Annotated in this window: 18 protein-coding genes and 1 pseudogene; 9 read left to right on the top strand and 10 right to left on the bottom strand. The window is 60.7% G+C overall.

Annotation, left to right across the window (positions count from 1 at the left end):
- Nucleotides 1-50: 50 nt before the first annotated feature.
- The 3 genes and pseudogenes from HDC30_RS09920 to HDC30_RS09910 form a co-directional block, all read right to left on the bottom strand.
- Nucleotides 51-1,073, bottom strand: a pseudogene (locus HDC30_RS09920) (chitinase); the annotation flags it as partial.
- 40 nt (nucleotides 1,074-1,113) lie between these two features.
- A complete protein-coding gene (locus HDC30_RS09915; protein WP_027614688.1) occupies nucleotides 1,114-1,749 on the bottom strand; it encodes a lytic polysaccharide monooxygenase auxiliary activity family 9 protein in 636 nt (211 codons plus the stop codon).
- 222 nt (nucleotides 1,750-1,971) lie between these two features.
- Nucleotides 1,972-2,409 (bottom strand): hemerythrin domain-containing protein, encoded by a 438-nt coding sequence (locus HDC30_RS09910; protein WP_027614687.1) that lies wholly within the window; start codon nucleotides 2,407-2,409, stop codon nucleotides 1,972-1,974.
- A gap of 147 nt (nucleotides 2,410-2,556) precedes the next feature.
- Between HDC30_RS09910 and HDC30_RS09905 the strand changes: the two genes are divergently transcribed.
- Nucleotides 2,557-2,982: a GNAT family N-acetyltransferase gene (locus HDC30_RS09905; RefSeq protein ID WP_027614686.1), complete on the top strand. Its 426-nt coding sequence runs from the start codon at nucleotides 2,557-2,559 to the stop codon at nucleotides 2,980-2,982.
- A 102-nt stretch (nucleotides 2,983-3,084) separates the two neighbouring features.
- Here the strand turns inward: HDC30_RS09905 and HDC30_RS09900 are convergent, their stop codons facing one another.
- A complete protein-coding gene (locus tag HDC30_RS09900; protein WP_097088098.1) occupies nucleotides 3,085-3,435 on the bottom strand; it encodes a hypothetical protein in 351 nt (116 codons plus the stop codon).
- 134 nt (nucleotides 3,436-3,569) lie between these two features.
- On the opposite strand from HDC30_RS09900, the gene HDC30_RS09895 reads away from it, so the two are divergent.
- From HDC30_RS09895 to HDC30_RS09860, 8 genes are all read left to right on the top strand, one after another.
- Nucleotides 3,570-3,899, top strand: a complete 330-nt coding sequence (locus tag HDC30_RS09895; RefSeq protein ID WP_183782672.1) for a DUF6388 family protein — start codon at nucleotides 3,570-3,572, stop codon at nucleotides 3,897-3,899.
- Between the two features lie 25 nt (nucleotides 3,900-3,924).
- Nucleotides 3,925-4,629, top strand: coding sequence for a YoaK family protein (locus HDC30_RS09890; RefSeq protein ID WP_095138960.1), 705 nt, complete (start codon nucleotides 3,925-3,927; stop codon nucleotides 4,627-4,629).
- A 191-nt stretch (nucleotides 4,630-4,820) separates the two neighbouring features.
- Nucleotides 4,821-5,213: a sulfurtransferase complex subunit TusD gene (tusD, locus tag HDC30_RS09885; protein ID WP_027614682.1), complete on the top strand. Its 393-nt coding sequence runs from the start codon at nucleotides 4,821-4,823 to the stop codon at nucleotides 5,211-5,213.
- 1 nt (nucleotide 5,214) lies between these two features.
- Complete coding sequence (gene tusC, locus HDC30_RS09880; protein ID WP_027614681.1) at nucleotides 5,215-5,571, top strand: sulfurtransferase complex subunit TusC; 357 nt, start codon at nucleotides 5,215-5,217, stop codon at nucleotides 5,569-5,571.
- Entirely contained in the window at nucleotides 5,571-5,864 is a 294-nt protein-coding gene (tusB, locus tag HDC30_RS09875) for a sulfurtransferase complex subunit TusB (protein WP_027614680.1), read from the top strand. Before tusC ends, tusB begins: the two co-directional genes overlap by 1 nt.
- Nucleotides 5,861-6,196 carry a TusE/DsrC/DsvC family sulfur relay protein gene (locus tag HDC30_RS09870; RefSeq protein WP_003223861.1) on the top strand — a complete coding sequence of 112 codons (336 nt, stop codon included), beginning with the start codon at nucleotides 5,861-5,863 and terminating at the stop codon, nucleotides 6,194-6,196. The genes tusB and HDC30_RS09870 overlap by 4 nt, the downstream gene beginning before the upstream one ends.
- Nucleotides 6,193-7,194, top strand: coding sequence for a glycosyl transferase family protein (locus HDC30_RS09865; protein ID WP_183782670.1), 1,002 nt, complete (start codon nucleotides 6,193-6,195; stop codon nucleotides 7,192-7,194). Before HDC30_RS09870 ends, HDC30_RS09865 begins: the two co-directional genes overlap by 4 nt.
- A 91-nt stretch (nucleotides 7,195-7,285) precedes the next feature.
- On the top strand, nucleotides 7,286-8,287 hold the full coding sequence (locus tag HDC30_RS09860; RefSeq protein WP_183782668.1) for a glutathione S-transferase family protein: 1,002 nt from the start codon (nucleotides 7,286-7,288) through the stop codon (nucleotides 8,285-8,287).
- A 117-nt stretch (nucleotides 8,288-8,404) separates the two neighbouring features.
- Here HDC30_RS09860 and cysG read toward each other — a convergent pair whose 3' ends face one another.
- The 6 genes from cysG to HDC30_RS09830 form a co-directional block, all read right to left on the bottom strand.
- Entirely contained in the window at nucleotides 8,405-9,799 is a 1,395-nt protein-coding gene (gene cysG, locus HDC30_RS09855; RefSeq protein ID WP_027614676.1) for a siroheme synthase CysG, read from the bottom strand.
- The gene (gene serS, locus HDC30_RS09850; RefSeq protein WP_123462492.1) at nucleotides 9,800-11,080 is read right to left on the bottom strand and encodes a serine--tRNA ligase; all 1,281 of its coding nucleotides are present in this window, start codon (nucleotides 11,078-11,080) and stop codon (nucleotides 9,800-9,802) included.
- 15 nt (nucleotides 11,081-11,095) lie between these two features.
- Entirely contained in the window at nucleotides 11,096-11,470 is a 375-nt protein-coding gene (gene crcB / locus HDC30_RS09845; protein WP_027614675.1) for a fluoride efflux transporter CrcB, read from the bottom strand.
- Nucleotides 11,470-12,792 carry a replication-associated recombination protein A gene (locus tag HDC30_RS09840; protein WP_003223849.1) on the bottom strand — a complete coding sequence of 441 codons (1,323 nt, stop codon included), beginning with the start codon at nucleotides 12,790-12,792 and terminating at the stop codon, nucleotides 11,470-11,472. Before HDC30_RS09840 ends, crcB begins: the two co-directional genes overlap by 1 nt.
- Before the next feature lie 150 nt (nucleotides 12,793-12,942).
- Entirely contained in the window at nucleotides 12,943-13,563 is a 621-nt protein-coding gene (gene lolA / locus HDC30_RS09835) for an outer membrane lipoprotein chaperone LolA (RefSeq protein ID WP_007966612.1), read from the bottom strand.
- Nucleotides 13,564-13,630: 67 nt separating this feature from the next.
- Nucleotides 13,631-16,039, bottom strand: a complete 2,409-nt coding sequence (locus tag HDC30_RS09830; protein ID WP_095138945.1) for a DNA translocase FtsK — start codon at nucleotides 16,037-16,039, stop codon at nucleotides 13,631-13,633.
- Nucleotides 16,040-16,310 lie beyond the last annotated feature (271 nt).

The raw sequence follows: 16,310 nt of genomic DNA, 5'->3' as shown, positions 1-16,310 counted from the left end.
CTCTTTAATTGCTGCTAACGGGCGACACGCGACAACGTGTCATCCGTTTCCTGTGCCGCTGTTTTCGCTCCGTGAATCAGCGGTCCATAACGCCGACTGAATTCCCAGCCATACGGCACGCGATCCTTGCTGACGCCGTTGTCCCAGTTTACCGACCAGGTCATCAGGCCCTTGATCGGCAGCCCTTTGATCGCCAGACGTTTGAGCGCATTGCCGACGGCGGTGCTGTCGATCACGTAACCGGTGGCAGCCGCATCGACGTTGGCCGGCAGGCCGATGACGAATTTGTCCGCCGGGATTTTGGTGAAGCCCCGGGTACCGGTCACCAGACTTTCGGTCAGGTAGTAGAGGAAGTCCTCTTTCAGCGCATCGTTGTTCTGCGCGATCCACGCACCATTACCATTATTGGCTTCCGGTACCCAGACCCCGTCGCCGCCCTGGTTGTAGAACTGCGGCGCGATGAAGTCGTAATAGCCTTCAAGTGCCTGCAGGTAACCGACGTATTTGCCATTGGTGGTCAGGTACGGAAACTCCGGGGCCATGCTGATGATGAAGTGCTTGCCCTGGCCTGCGTAGTGATCCTTGACCAGTTTCAGCGCGGCCGGCAGCACGGTCTTGTTGGCGGCGAAATCAATCGCGCTCTGTTCAAGATCGATGTCCAGGCCATCGAAGCCGTAGGTTTCCACCAGACGGATAATCTCATTGGCCAGTGGTTGTTCCTGTCCGGTCCGCAACTCGATGTGCGCATCGGCGCCACCCAGGGACAAGAGCACCGCCCGCCCCTGGCTGTTGAGCACGCCGACCTGACGCCGGAACTCGGCATCGGAGACGTTGTACGGCTTGAAGGTTGGAATCCCGCTGCCCTTCATGAACGCCACCGCGACCACGTTGTACTCCTTGGGCACCGCTTCCAGAGCGATTTCGGCGAAGCGGCCCTGACGATAGCCGTCACTTGGACCCGCCGGCCAGTTGTGCCAGAAGCCCATGAGTATTTTTTTGCCGGCGATGCTCGGCATCAGCGAGGCCGCGTCGGCCGCCTGGTTTTGCACTAGCGTGAAGTCGATATTTGACATGTTCTAATCCTTCAGAACCTGTGAGTTGAGCGTAACGCCGTTATTTGAAGTCGACGTCGAACGCCTGATAGAACGCGTTGCCGGTGTTGGCGACGATCCACATCAGCACGATGACGTGACGGCCCTTTTTGGTGGCCGGCAATTTCACCGAATGATTGACCTTGGCCTTCAATTCCCCCGGATAGCTGTAATACGGCACTTGAGTGTAGAAGTCTTCGGCGAAAGGCTGCGCTTCGAGTTGTGCACGGGAAATACGCTGTTTCGGATCCCAGCCATCCTTGGTGATCAGCCAGCGATAACCACGGGTGGTGTGTGGCGCGGTGTATTCCCACTTCACTTCCAGCGTCTGGCCCGGGGTCACACTGAGCAGTGGCCAGCTGAACGGACGATTGAGCTTTTTGCTCATTTCCTCGTCGGTGAAGTTCACGCAGTCACGGGCATCGGTCTTGCCACCGCTGAGGATGTAACCGTCGGCGGGCGGCGTGACACTGTCACTGTCGCTGCCATAGGGAGCAGGAAAAGGTCCTGCCGTCAGCGCCGGGAAGTTCTTGCCGCCTTCCATTTCGTTGACCTGCCAGGCACCGAGCAATCCTTGCTCGATGGCTACCGCACCGCGGCTGGCTGGAGAGGTGACGCGACCGTGTCGCAGTTGGGTTTGAGCTTGTGGTTGATTCATGTTTTTCACTCCGTTGATTTAAGAACTCTCCTGTCCGAGGAGAGGCCTTCAAGCTAACGGAGGTGGTTTTTTTGTCCATCGGCGGTTTTGTCGCAGTCAATCGGCGTCTCAAGTCAAAAACGCCGAAAACACTGGATGAATATACAGCCCATTACGACAAGACCCACCCAACGCATGGCCAAAGGCCTACACGCCGACACTGCAAAAACTGGCATTCAGTACTCATGGCAGTTGCGCCTGGTACTCCTTTTCGTACTGGCCAGCGAGTTGTTCCTTTTGCTTGTCATCGAGCAATTTGCCGGCCATCTGGAAGAACTTCTGCTCTTCTTCCTTGAGATGGTGATGGACTTTGTCGGAGAGCTTCTTCGCCGTTGCCAGCCACGCCGGGCTGGACATCTCGGTCTCGTCCAGCTCTTCCATCATCTCGTCCATTTCATGATGCTCGGAGATGGCGTGGCGACTGAGGTCAACACCGTTGTCGAACTCCATCAGCGGGATGTAAAAGTGGCGCTCTTCGGCGGTTTCGTGGGCCTGCAGCTCGGCTTTCAGCTGTTTATAGGCTTCAACCCGCTCCGGGGTGTCGCCGCTGGTTTCGACCAGGGCTTTGGCGTAACTGCGCTGGCGGTCGTGGCTTTCGCGAAGGGCTTCGAAAATATTCATGGGGGATCCTCATCAACCGCGTTCGGAATGACGCTGTAAAAGCTAGACCCCGGCGCGACAGCGGCGGTTCCAAAGGGATGAGGAAGGACTTGGAAGACGCTCCCCGGGCAGGATAGGCTGGCGGTTCATCTCACAAGGAAGTTGCACATGACGTTGCGAATCGAGCTGTCGCAGAACCCTACGGAAGAACAGCGCAAAGCCATTCTCGAGCCTTTGATTGCGTATAACGACGCCCGGACCGGTGGTTCCACATCTGAACCTTTCGCCCTGCTGGTGCGCGATGAACACGACGCGATTCTCGGCGGTTTGTACGGCCGGGTGATCTTCCAGTGGATGTACATCGAGTTGCTGTGCGTCCCGGAACAGGGTCGCGGGCAACGCATCGGCTCGGAACTGATGGCCATGGCGGAAAATCTGGCCAAGGAGAAGAACTGCCTCGGCATCTGGCTGGACACCTTCGACTTTCAGGCGCCGGCGTTCTACGAGAAGCTGGGATTCAGCCAGTTTGGCGAGATCGTTGATTACCCGCCGGGGCATAGCAGGCACTATTTCCAGAAGCGCTTGAAGGGTTGAACCTCAAGGGCCCTTCGCGAGCAGGCTCGCTCCCACAATGGAATGCATTTCAAAAGTGGGAGCGAGCCTGCTGGCGATAACGGCAGCCGCTTCAACGCATGATCAGAGGCAGGTCGCCAACGCCGCCAACCGGCGCTTGGCAACAAAATCGTCCTTCTGCGCGTAGTAGTTGAGCACGGTTCCCGACGCATCGCTGGTCACGTCGACAAATGACTCTGCGGAACGGGTGTACACCGTCGAGCCACCCTTCTTGCCCGGTTGCAGATACGCTCCGGCGTCCACGCCAAACACTGCTTCGTCCTGCCAGCCGAACTGTACGCACTGAGCGACAACTTTCTCCGGCTTGTCCGAGGTCAGAACCTTGTACGGGGCTTTGGTGCGAGAATCGTCCATCACCGAACCCGCGCAGCCAGCCAGCAGGGTCGCGGCCAGCGCTACCATCAGAATTCGCATTGCATTCGCTCATTCAGAAAAAAGCGGACTGTATCACCGCAACAGGCAAAATCGTTCTGCTTTACTGCATTTATAGCGCGACATGCGGCAGCCGCTCCGGCACCCTAGGGTCATCAGCCTCACAAGGAACACACATGGCGCCCACCGACCAGCGACATGAACAAGCCCTGAAACTGTTTCTCGACGCGCGCCCCGAATTGCGCGAAACCCTCGATCATCTCAATCCGCTGCAGGCCCAGGCCAAGGGTGAAACCGCTGCGCAGTATCGTGAAGAACGTCTGCACGAAGCCTTCGAGGCCGAGGCGGAGAATCAAGGCCTGTTCGCCTGGGAACTGACCTTGCTCCTGACGGCCGCAACGCCCGAGGACTATCAGGCCCAGCGCATGGAGGTGCATCGCGAGGTAGCGGAAATGGCCCACATGCGCTGGGAAGATTACTGCGATCTGTATGGGCTGGAACCGTAAACGCCGCTGAAGGATATTGTCGCCGATGCTGCCCTCCACTTCGACTCACCGCGCCACTTCCGGGCATCTGCATCGGCAGAAATGGCGCGGGCGCATCGGTCTGGCGCTGGTGGCCAGCCTGTCGGTACTCGCCGGCATGACCGATGCAATCGGCTTCATGGCCAGCGGCGATTTCGTTTCGTTCATGAGCGGCAACACCACGCGGCTGGCGGTGGCGATCAGTGACGGCGACCTCGGACTGACCTTGCGCCTGATCATCCTCGTCGTCACCTTCGTGATCGGTAATGCCTTGGGGATCGTGATCGGGCGCCTCGGTGGCCGGCGCACGCTGCCCTTGTTGCTGTGCATCGCCACCCTGCTTTGCCTGGCGGCGGCATGGCCGTACGACACGCAACTGCCGGCGCTGCTGGCGGCGATCATCGCGATGGGCATGCTCAACGCGGCGGTCGAGGAAGTGAACGGCCTGCCAGTGGGCCTGACATACGTGACCGGAGCGCTGTCGCGGTTCGGCCGTGGACTGGGGCGCTGGATGCTCGGCGAGCGGCGTAATGGCTGGCGGGTGCAACTGGTGCCGTGGAGCGGGATGTTCATCGGCGCGATTCTCGGCGCGCTGCTGGAGCAGCATTTCGGACTTCGGGCATTGTTCGCCAGCGGCTTGCTGGCGGCGGTGCTGGGCGTGCTGTCCCTGAGCATTCCGCGGCGTTGGCAACTGGGCTATATGCCGCGCTGATCGATACCACATCGGCTCCTGTGGGAGCGAGCCTGCTCGCGAAGAGGCCGGTACATTCAACCTCTTCATCGCCTTATCCGCCGCTTTCGCGAGCGGGCTCGCTCCCACACAAAACACCACGCTTCACTTGGGTTTCGCGGCTGCCGTCATAAAGCTTTATCATGGCCGCAGTTTTGCTGATCGAGTCCGTCATGAAGTTCGCCATCGCGCTGTTTTCCGCCGCCCATGCGCCCTCCTCGCGCCGTGCCCTGCTGTTTGCGCAGGCTGCGCTGGCCGGCGGGCATGAGATTGTCCGGCTGTTTTTTTATCAGGACGGCGTCTACAACGCCTCCGACGCGGTGGTCACCCCGCAGGACGAACTGGACCTGCCCAAACAATGGCGCGCGTTCATCAGCGAGCAGCAACTGGACGGTGTGGTGTGTATCGCCGCCGCCCTGCGCCGTGGCGTGCTGAATGACGAAGAAGCCAAACGCTACCAGCGTGATGCCGTCGCGGTCAGCGCGCCGTGGGAGTTGTCCGGCCTCGGCCAGTTGCACGACGCGGTGCAGGACGCCGATCGACTGATCTGTTTCGGAGGCGCGTGAGATGGCCAAATCCCTGTTGATCATCAGCCGCCAGTCGCCATGGTCCGGCCCCGGCGCCCGCGAAGCGCTGGACGTCGTGCTGGCCGGCGGCGCGTTCGATCTGCCGATCGGCCTGCTGTTTCTCGATGACGGCGTGCTGCAACTGGCCGCCGGACAGAACGCCAAGGCCCTGCAACAGAAAGACCTCAGCGCCAACCTGCAGGCGCTGCCGATGTTCGGCGTTGAAGAACTGTTCTACTGCACCGACAGCGCCAGCGCCCGTGGCCTGAGCACGCTGTCGCTGGACGAAGCGCAGCCGCTTGGCGCCAGCGAAATCACCGCCCTTATTGACCGTTACGACCAGGTGATCACCCTCTGATGTCGACTTTGCATGTGTTGTCTCATTCCCCGTTCGGCGATGATCGCCTGAGCAGTTGCCTGCGCGTGATCGGCGCTGCCGACGCCTTACTGTTATCCGGTGATGCGGTTTACGCCCTGCAACCGGGCACTGCGCCATTCGCCACGCTGAACGAGCGCCGGGTCAAGCTGTTCGCCCTCGCCGAAGACCTGCAGGCCCGTGCCATCGTTGCTCCCGACTGGGCCGAAGCCATCGATTACCCGGCCTTCGTCGAACTGTCGATCCACCACGACAAGGTCAACAGTTGGCTATGAACTCGATGACTGTCGGCGCCCGCGCCATCGAACTGGACAAGGACGGCTTTCTGGTCGACCTCGACGACTGGTCCCATGACGTTGCCAGCGCCCTCGCCGCCGCTGAAGACATCGAACTGACTGCGGAACACTGGGAAGTCCTCGAACTGCTGCGCAGCTTTTACGCAGAATTCCAGTTGTCGCCAGCCACCCGCCCGTTGATCAAGTACACCGCACTCAAACTCGGCCCGGACAAAGGCAACAGCCTGCACCTGAACCGACTGTTCAAAGGCACCCCTGCCAAACTCGCCGCGAAACTGGCGGGCCTGCCCAAACCGACGAATTGCTTATGACCGACTTTCCAGCGCTGACCCTCGAAACACCCACCGAGCACCCGTTCGCGCAGTTCGTGCGGATCCTCGGCAAGGGCAAACGTGGCGCCCGCGACCTGACCCGTGAAGAAGCGCGGGAAGCCATGGGCATGGTGCTCGACGACAAAGTCGAAGACACCCAGCTCGGGGCTTTTCTTATGCTGCTGCGGCACAAGGAAGAAAGCGCGGAGGAAATGGCCGGTTTCACCGAAGCCTTGCGCGAGCGCCTGTCAGCGCCAACGCTGAATGTCGATCTGGACTGGCCGACCTACGCCGGCAAGAAACGCCATCTGCCGTGGTACCTGCTGTCGGCCAAGTGCCTGGCGCAAAACGGCGTGCGGATTTTCATGCACGGCGGCGGCGCGCACACCGCCGGACGTCTGTACACCGAACAACTGCTTGGCGAGCTGAACATCCCGCTGTGCCGCACCTGGCAGCAAGTCGGCAGCGCGCTGAACCACGGCGGTCTGGCGTTCATGCCGCTGATCGACTGGGCGCCGCAGTTGCAGAAGATGATCGACCTGCGCAACACCATGGGCCTGCGCTCGCCGATTCACTCGCTGGCACGGATTCTCAATCCACTGCGCGCCCGTTGTGGCCTGCAAAGTATTTTCCACCCGGGCTATCAAGCGGTGCATCGCGAGGCCAGCGGTCTGCTCGGCGACACAGCGATCGTGGTCAAGGGCGATGGCGGCGAAATCGAGATCAATCCGGATGCCGACAGTCATCTGTACGGCACGAAGGGCGGCGAGAGCTGGGACGAGGAATGGCCGCAGCTGTCGAGCCAGCGCCACGTCAAACCGGCCACGCTGGACGTCGAACATCTCAAGGCTGTGTGGCGCGGCGAGGTGGTCGACAGCTATCCGCAAATGGCCCTGATCTCGACCATGGCCCTGGCCCTGCGCGGCCTCGGTCAAAGCCGCGAGCAAGCGTTCGCAACCGCCGAGCAATACTGGGCGGCGCGCAACAAATCGATTTAACCGATCATAGACGCCCGATCTTTGCGCTTTTTGTTCGAACTCATCGGAATAGACTCGGCTCCAACGCTTATTGGAATCAGGAGTCTTGATCATGGGTTTACTCGTCGACGGCCACTGGCAGGACAAGTGGTACGAAAGCAGCAAAGACGGCGCCTTTCAGCGCGAACAGGCGCAACGGCGCAATTGGGTCACCACTGACGGCCAGCCCGGGCCGAGCGGTGAAGGCGGTTTCGCCGCCGAAGCCGGGCGCTATCACCTGTATGTGTCCCTCGCCTGCCCGTGGGCGCACCGCACGCTGATTCTGCGCAAGCTCAAAGGTCTGGAAAGCCTGATCGACGTGTCCGTGGTCAGCTGGCTGATGCTGGAAAACGGCTGGACCTTCGACCAGACCCTTGGCTCGACCGGCGACAAGCTCGACCACTTCGACTTCATGCATCAGCGCTACACCGCCGACACGCCGAACTACACCGGCCGTGTCACGGTGCCGGTGCTGTGGGACAAAAAGCTCAAGCGCATTGTCAGCAATGAGTCGGCGGAAATCATCCGCATGTTCAACAGCGCCTTCGATGACCTGACCGGTAACGAACTGGACTTCTACCCGGCACCGTTACGCGGCGAGATCGATGCACTGAACGAACGGATTTATCCGGCGGTGAACAACGGTATGTATCGCGCTGGCTTTGCCACCTCGCAACAGGCTTATGAAGAGGCGTTCGATGAGGTGTTTGCCGAGCTGGATCACTTGGAACGGCTGCTGGGCGCCAATCGCTATCTGACGGGTGAATACCTGACCGAGGCCGATGTGCGACTGTTCACCACGCTGATTCGCTTCGATGCGGTGTACCACGGGCACTTCAAGTGCAATCTGCGGCGGATTGCCGATTACCCGAACCTGTCGAACTGGCTGCGAGAGCTGTATCAGTGGCCGGGGATTGGCGAGACGGTGGATTTTCAGCACATCAAAAACCACTACTACGGTAGCCACAAGACCATCAATCCGACGGGGATTGTGCCGAAGGGGCCGAAGCAGGACTTCAGTGTGGCGCATGATCGGGCGCGGCTCAACGGCAAAGGGGTTTGGCGTAGAGGCTGATTGATTCGGTGTGTTTGAGGGCCTCTTCGCGAGCAAGCCCGCTCCCACACTGGATTTGTGCATGACACAGATCCAATGTGGGAGCGGGCTTGCTCGCGAATGAGGGCAACTCGATTTTCAGACCTGCGCCTGAGCACCCTCGAACCACGCCAGTTTCTCGCGCAGCTGCACCACTTCACCGACGATCACCAGTGTCGGCGCATGCACTTCATGCTCCGCCACCAGACGCGGCAGGTCGGCCAAGGTGCCGGTGAAGACCCGCTGATTGACTGTGGTGCCCTGCTGGATCAACGCCGCCGGGGTGTCCGCGCTGCGACCGTGTTTGATCAACTGTTCGCAGATCACCGGCAAGCCCACCAGGCCCATGTAGAACACCAGCGTCTGCGCCGGGGCGACGAGGTCGGCCCACGGCAGATCGGTGGAACCGTCCTTCAGGTGGCCGGTGACGAAGCGCACCGACTGCGCGTAATCGCGGTGGGTCAGCGGAATCCCGGCATACGCCGCGCAACCGCTGGCTGCCGTGATCCCCGGCACCACCTGGAACGGAATCCCGTGGGCTGCCAGCTCTTCGATTTCTTCACCACCGCGACCGAAGATGAACGGGTCACCGCCCTTCAAGCGCACCACGCGTTTGCCGGCCTTGGCCAGATCCACCAGTTGCTGGTTGATCTGATCCTGTGGCACCGCATGATCAGAGCGACGCTTGCCGACATAGACGCGCTCGGCATCGCGACGGCACAGCTCAAGAATCGCCGGAGCGACCAAGCGGTCGTACAGCACTACGTCGGCTTGCTGCATCAGGCGCAAGGCGCGGAAGGTCAGCAGATCCGGATCACCCGGCCCTGCCCCCACCAGATACACCTCGCCGGTAGTAACAGTCGCTTCGCCATCAATCTTGGCCTGCAACAGCCGCTCGGCCTCAGTGCCCTGCCCGGCCAGTTGCCGGTCGGCAATCGGGCCCTGAAACACGTCTTCCCAGAAACCACGGCGCTGCTGCACATCCGGAAACAGGTTTTTCACCTGATTGCGGAAACGCGCGGCAAGACCAGCCAGTTGGCCGTAGGTCGAAGGAATCCAGGTTTCGATCTTGGCGCGAATCAGCCGCGCCAGCACTGGCGCATCGCCGCCGCTGGACACCGCGATGATCAGCGGCGAGCGGTCAACGATTGCCGGGAAGATCACGCTGCATAGCTGCGGCGCATCGACCACGTTGACCGGCACGCAACGCCGATGGGCATCGCTGGAGACCTGCGCATTCAGCGTTTCATCGTCGGTGGCGGCAATGATCAGCCCGCAACCGTCCAGATCCGCTTCCACGTAACCACGCAGCAGACATTCGCCACCGCTGGCGCTGACCAGTTCGCGCAGTTGCGCTTCGATTTCAGGTGCGACCACCCGCAGCAGCGCACCGGCATCGGCCAACAGGCGGGATTTGCGCAAGGCAATTTCCCCCCCACCGACCACCAACACACGACTGCCGCGCAGGTTGTGAAACAGCGGCAGATATTTCATTTAACCGATGACCTCAAGGCCACCCATGTACGGCTTCAGCACGTCCGGCACGCGGATCGAACCGTCGGCCTGCTGGTAGTTTTCCAGCACCGCCACCAACGTACGACCGACCGCCAGGCCGGAACCATTCAGGGTGTGTACCAGCTCAGGCTTGCCGGTTTCCGGGTTGCGGAAACGCGCTTGCATGCGGCGGGCCTGGAAGTCGCCGCAGTTGGAGCACGACGAAATTTCGCGGTACTTGTCCTGGCTCGGAATCCACACTTCGAGATCGTAGGTTTTCACGGCGCTGAAGCCCATGTCGCCGGTGCACAGCGCCAGGGTGCGGTAAGGCAGACCCAGCAGTTGCAGGACTTTTTCGGCGTTGGCGGTCAGGCCTTCCAGCGCTTCCATCGAAGTCGACGGCTCGACGATCTGGACCATTTCAACCTTGTCGAACTGGTGCTGACGGATCATGCCGCGGGTGTCGCGACCCGACGCACCGGCTTCGCTGCGGAAGCACGGGGTGTGGGCGACGAACTTGATCGGCAGTTGTTTCGAGTCGACGATTTCACCGGCGACGATGTTGGTCAGGGACACTTCGGCGGTCGGGATCAGGTACAGATCGGCTTCGCCTTCGCGAGCGATCTTGAAAAGGTCTTCTTCGAACTTCGGCAGCTGACCGGTGCCTTGCAGCGCCGGGGCCTGGACCAGATAAGGCGTGTAGGCCTCTTCGTAGCCGTGCTCGTTGACGTGCAGGTTGATCATGAACTGCGCCAGAGCGCGGTGCAGACGGGCGATCGGACCGCGCAGCAGAGCAAAACGGGCGCCGGACAGCTTGGCGGCGGTTTCAAAGTCCAGCCAGCCGAACTTCTCGCCCAGCGCGACATGGTCTTTCACTTCGAAATCGAAAGCAGTCGGCGTGCCCCAGCGGCGCACTTCAACGTTATCGTCTTCGTCTTTGCCAACCGGTACCGATTCGTGCGGCAGGTTGGGGATACCCAGCAGGATCGAGTCCAGCTCGGTCTGGATCGCGTCCAGCTCGACTTTACCGGCACTCAGCTCGCCCGCCATGCGCTCGACGTCCGCCATCAGCGGCGCGATGTCTTCGCCGCGCTGCTTGGCCTGACCGATGGATTTGGAACGCGCGTTACGCTCAGCCTGCAGTGCTTCGGTGCGGGTCTGGACGGTCTTGCGCTGTTCTTCCAGCGCTTCGATGCGCGCGGTATCCAGGGCAAAGCCACGGGAAGCCAGGCGGTCCGCTACGTCCTGAAGGTTGCTACGTAACAGTTTGGAATCGAGCATGTCGGTTTCTCGTTATCAAAGTTTGGTCAGGGACAGGCCGGCCCACGTCGCGAGCAGCCCGCCGAATACGCTGATCGCCGCATAGCCCAGGGCCAGCGGCACTTGCCCGCTTTCCAGCAGGCGCACCGTATCCAGTGAAAAGGATGAAAAAGTCGTCAGCCCCCCGAGGAAGCCGACCATCAACCCGGCACGCACCTCGATCGGCACCTCCGGGCGTATCAAAAACAGGCCGTACAACACGCCAATCAGCAGACAGCCCACGATATTAACGGCCAGCGTCGCGGTATAGAAGTGCCGCGGCCAATTGGCGTTGACCCAATTGCCGGTGGCGAAGCGCAACAGGGTGCCGGCAATCCCGCCGACGGAGACTGCAACGATCAATGGAAGCACTATTTTCTCCGCTGTCTTGGGCTTAAACGGTCGAGTTGGGCAAGGTGGTTGAGCTTCTCGCCGATCTTCAATTCCAGGCCACGGGGCACCGGTTGATAGAACGGGATTGGTTCGAGCTCTTCCGGGAAATAATCTTCGCCGGCAGCATAGGCATCCGGTTCGTCGTGGGCGTAGCGGTATTCGTCGCCATAGCCCAATTGCTTCATCAGCTTGGTCGGTGCATTGCGCAAGTGCAGCGGCACTTCCAGCGAACCGTACTCGGCAGCGGCGCGCAGCGCGGTCTTGAAGCCCATGTACACCGCGTTGCTTTTCGGTGCACAGGCCAGATAGGTGATGGCCTGAGCCACCGCCAACTCGCCTTCCGGGCTGCCGAGGCGCTCCTGCACCTCCCACGCCGCCAGGCACAGGCTCAGGGCGCGCGGGTCGGCGTTGCCAATGTCTTCGCTGGCCATGCGCACCACGCGCCGCGCCAGGTACAGCGGATCGCAGCCGCCGTCGATCATCCGCGCGAACCAGTAAAGCGCGCCATCGGGGTTGGAGCCGCGTACCGATTTGTGCAGCGCCGAGATCTGGTCGTAGAACGCTTCGCCGCCCTTGTCGAAGCGCCGTCGGGTATCGCCGAGCAGGCTTTGCAGCAGCTCGGTGCCCATCTCGCTGTTGTCTTCGGCCAGATCCGAGGCGTTCTCCAGCAGATTGAGCAGGCGCCGGCCATCGCCATCGGCGGCCGACAGCAGCATCTGGAAGCCTTCATCACTGAGGGTCAGGTTGCGCTTGCCCAGCCCGCGCTCTTCGGTGAGCGCGCGATGCACCAGTTTGCGCAGCGCGGTCTCGTCGAGGCTTTTCAGCACATAGACACGGGCCCGCGACAACAGCGCGTTGTTCAATTCAAATGAAGGGTTTTCGGTGGTGGCACCAATGAAAATCAGCGTGCCGTCTTCGACGTACGGCAGGAACGCATCCTGCTGCGATTTGTTGAAGCGGTGCACTTCATCGACGAACAGGATCGTGCGCTTGCCGTACTGCCCGGCCTGCTGTTTAGCGATTTCAACGGCCTGACGGATCTCCTTGACCCCGGCAAGCACCGCCGAGACCGTTTCGAAGTGCGCATCCGAGACTTCCGCGAGCAATCGCGCCAGGGTGGTCTTACCCACGCCCGGCGGCCCCCAGAAGATCATCGAATGCAGGGCACCCTGCTCCAGCGCCTCACGCAGAGGCTTGCCGCGAGCGAGCACGTGCTCCTGACCGACATACTCATCCAGATTGGTCGCACGCAAACGCGCGGCCAGTGGCTGGGCAATCGGTGCACTGCGAAACAGATCCATCACGTAGCGTTGAAACCTCTATCAGATCTTGAGACCGATCATTTACCCCTGTGGGAGCGGGCTTGCTCGCGAAAGCGGTGTGCCATTCGACATCGATGGCGACTGATCCACCGCCTTCGGGAGCAAGCCCCCTCCCACAAGGTTATGCGTTTATTCCTGAATTACATCGGCACCCTTCGGGATGTCGAACTTGAACTTCGACGCCGACACCGCTTCGTTGGCCTTGACCCCGGTGAACAGGATGTTGGTGCGCTGACCAACGCTGTCGATCAGTTGCATGTCATTGACCAGGCCGTTGCGGAACGACAGGCGCAGGCTGTCGAACAGGGTGTCTTTGGTCTTCGGCTTGAGGGTGAAGTCGATCACGCCGCCCGCCTCTTTCGCGCTGATCTCGAAGCTCTGGCTGATCTTCGACACGTCACCGGACAGCAGCAGCGCCGGGGTCTGGGTCAGGCGCTCGTCGAGCTTCTTGATGGTGGCTTGTTCCAGGTCCGGATCCCACAGGGTGACCTTCTTGCCGTCGGAGACCATGGTCTGCTCGTTTGGCGCTTCGGTGTGCCAGTAGAACAGGCCCGGACGCTGCAGGACCATATCACCGCGAGTTTCCTGCAACTGCGTGCCGCTGCCGTCGAGGGTCAGCTGCGAGAAGTTCGCGGTCAGGGTTTTCGATGTTTCCAGCAATTGGGTCAGACGCGCCACGTCCTTGTCATCGGCGTGGGCGGTGAACGTGGTCAGCGCCAGTACTGGCAACAGCATGCGGATAAGACGCATGGGAGTCCTCTTGAATACTCGTTGGGAGAGCGGCGGCACATCATTGTCCCACCCTTTGCTTTTGCAATCAGTCGCGAACCGGGCCCGGGGCCAGAACTTCACGCGAACCGTTGGTGTTCATTGAGGTGACGACCCCGGCCATTTCCATGGCTTCGATCATGCGCGCAGCGCGGTTGTAACCAATCTTCAGCTTGCGCTGTACCGCGGAAATCGACGCCCGGCGGCTTTCCAGGACGAACTGTACGGCTTCGTCATACAGCGCGTCGGCTTCCGGATCATCACCGTCACCACCACCGCTGCTGCCTTCGAAACCGCTGCCCGCCTCTTCAACACCGTTGAGGATGTCATCGTTGTATTCCGGTGCGCCACGCAGTTTCCAGGCTTCGACCACGCGGTGCACTTCATCGTCGGAAACGAACGCGCCGTGCACCCGGATCGGCAGGCTGGTGCCCGGTGGCATGTAGAGCATGTCACCGTGACCGAGCAGTTGTTCGGCGCCACCCTGGTCGATGATGGTCCGCGAGTCGATCTTGCTCGACACCTGGAACGCCATACGCGTCGGAATGTTGGCCTTGATCAGACCGGTGATCACGTCCACCGAAGGTCGCTGGGTCGCGAGGATCAGGTGAATACCGGCGGCACGTGCTTTCTGTGCGATACGCGCAATCAGTTCTTCAACCTTCTTGCCGACGATCATCATCATGTCGGCGAATTCGTCGACCACCACGACGATGGTCGGCAGCTTCTGCAGTAGCGGCGCTTCGTCGTGAATGCTTTCGCGCTTGTACAGCGGATCGCTCAACGGCTCGCCGGCATCCTGCGCTTCCTTGACCTTGGCGTTGAAGCCGGACAGGTTACGCACGCCCATCTTCGCCATCAGCTTGTAGCGACGTTCCATCTCGGCAACGCTCCAGCGCAGGGCGTTGGCGGCGTCCTTCATGTCGGTCACTACCGGGCACAGCAGGTGCGGAATGCCTTCGTAGATCGACAGTTCGAGCATTTTCGGGTCGATCATGATCAGTTTGGCGTCGTCCGGGCCGGATTTGAACAGGATCGACAGGATCATCGCGTTCACGCCCACCGACTTACCGGAACCAGTGGTACCGGCGACCAGCAGGTGCGGCATCTTCGCCAGGTCAGTGATGACCGGTTTGCCGCCGATGTCGTGGCCCAGGGCCAGGGTGACCGGCGACTTGAAGTTGTCGTACTCGGGGGTCGACAGTACTTCGGAGAAACGCACGATCTGCCGGTCTTCGTTGGGGATCTCGATACCGACCGTGGTCTTGCCCGGAATCACCTCGACCACCCGCACACTGGTCACGGCCAGCGAGCGTGCAAGGTCTTTCGCCAGGTTGGCGATGCGGCTGACTTTGACGCCGGCTGCAGGCTGGATTTCGTAACGGGTAATCACCGGGCCCGGGTGGATCGAGTCCACGGTGACTTCGACACCGAATTCCTTGAGCTTGATCTCCAGCAAGTGGCCGACCGCTGCCAGGGATTCCGGCGAATAGTTGAGTTGTTTCTTTTCCGCAGGATCGAGGATCGAGATCGGCGGCAAGGTGCCTTCCACGGCGCTGTCGACGAACAACGGCACCTGCTTCTCTTTCTGCACTCGCTTGCTTGGCTCCGGCGCCTTGGCCGGAGCCGGGGCGATGACCGGCGGTACCTGCTTCTCGCGATCGGACATGTGTTTGCTCAGGGCCTGCTCGCGCTCGATCAGACGTTCCTTGACCTTGGCCTGTTCACGCTTGTCGGTGACGGTCGGCGCCACCACGTCGTGGACGCGGTCATCGACTTCACGCAGTTGCGCAACCAGTTGCTTACGCTCGGTACGGGCCGACCACCAGCGGTTGATCGCGCCCTGAAAAAGTTCGAACAGATCGAGAGTGATCTTGCCGGTGACGTCCATCACCTTGAACCACGACAGGTCGGTGAACACCGTCAGGCCAAACAGGAACAGCGCAATGAACAACAGCGTGCTGCCCTGAATATTCAGGGCATTGCGCGCCAGATCGCCGAGACTTTCGCCCAGCGCCCCGCCCGCGCCCGCCGGCAGGCCGGTGGCCGCATGAAAATGGATATGCGCCAGCGCAGCGCCGGACAGCACCAGAAACACCAGACCGATCAGGCGCCAGGAGAACAGCCAGCCGCTCCACTGCCACGGCTCGTGACGTTGACGGAAGATCTGATACGCCTTGACCGCCAGCAGCAGCGGGAAGATGTACGCGAAGTAACCCAGCACCATGAACAGGATGTCGGCGCTGTAAGAACCGGCGGGGCCGCCGAAATTCTGCACGTCGTCAATCTTGCTGTTGTGGCTCCAGCCCGGATCATCCTTGCCGTAGGTCAGCAAGGCCATCATCAGGAACAGGCACAAGGCTCCGATGGCGATCAATGCACCTTCCTTGAGCCGGTAGTGCAATTGCTGGCGCCAGAGCGGAACGACTGTTTTTGGTGCTGCGGTGGATTTCTTCAAAACGCTTCTTTTCCTGCGCCCGGGGCGCGTCCATCTATTGAATGTCGATAAAAAACTGCCCAATCCAGGCAGGTAAAAAAGTGAACCGGCGCATCTGAGACTACTTTTAACACTGTGCCGCAGCTTTTATAAACACAGCCATAAACACAGCGCTCTACAAATATTCTGTAACAGCCCGGCATTGTACGGGTTTGTGCGGCTGATGCCATGCTTCAAGACCCATAGCTGAGCATAGCCATTGCCACAAATCCTGCGGCTCAATTTGAGCATG

It is taken from the genome of Pseudomonas sp. JAI115 (assembly GCF_014200835.1).
GTDB classification, from domain to species: domain Bacteria; phylum Pseudomonadota; class Gammaproteobacteria; order Pseudomonadales; family Pseudomonadaceae; genus Aquipseudomonas; species Aquipseudomonas putida_A.
The sequence above is the reverse complement of the archived record's forward strand: the minus strand, read 5'-3'. Positions and strand labels throughout refer to the sequence as shown.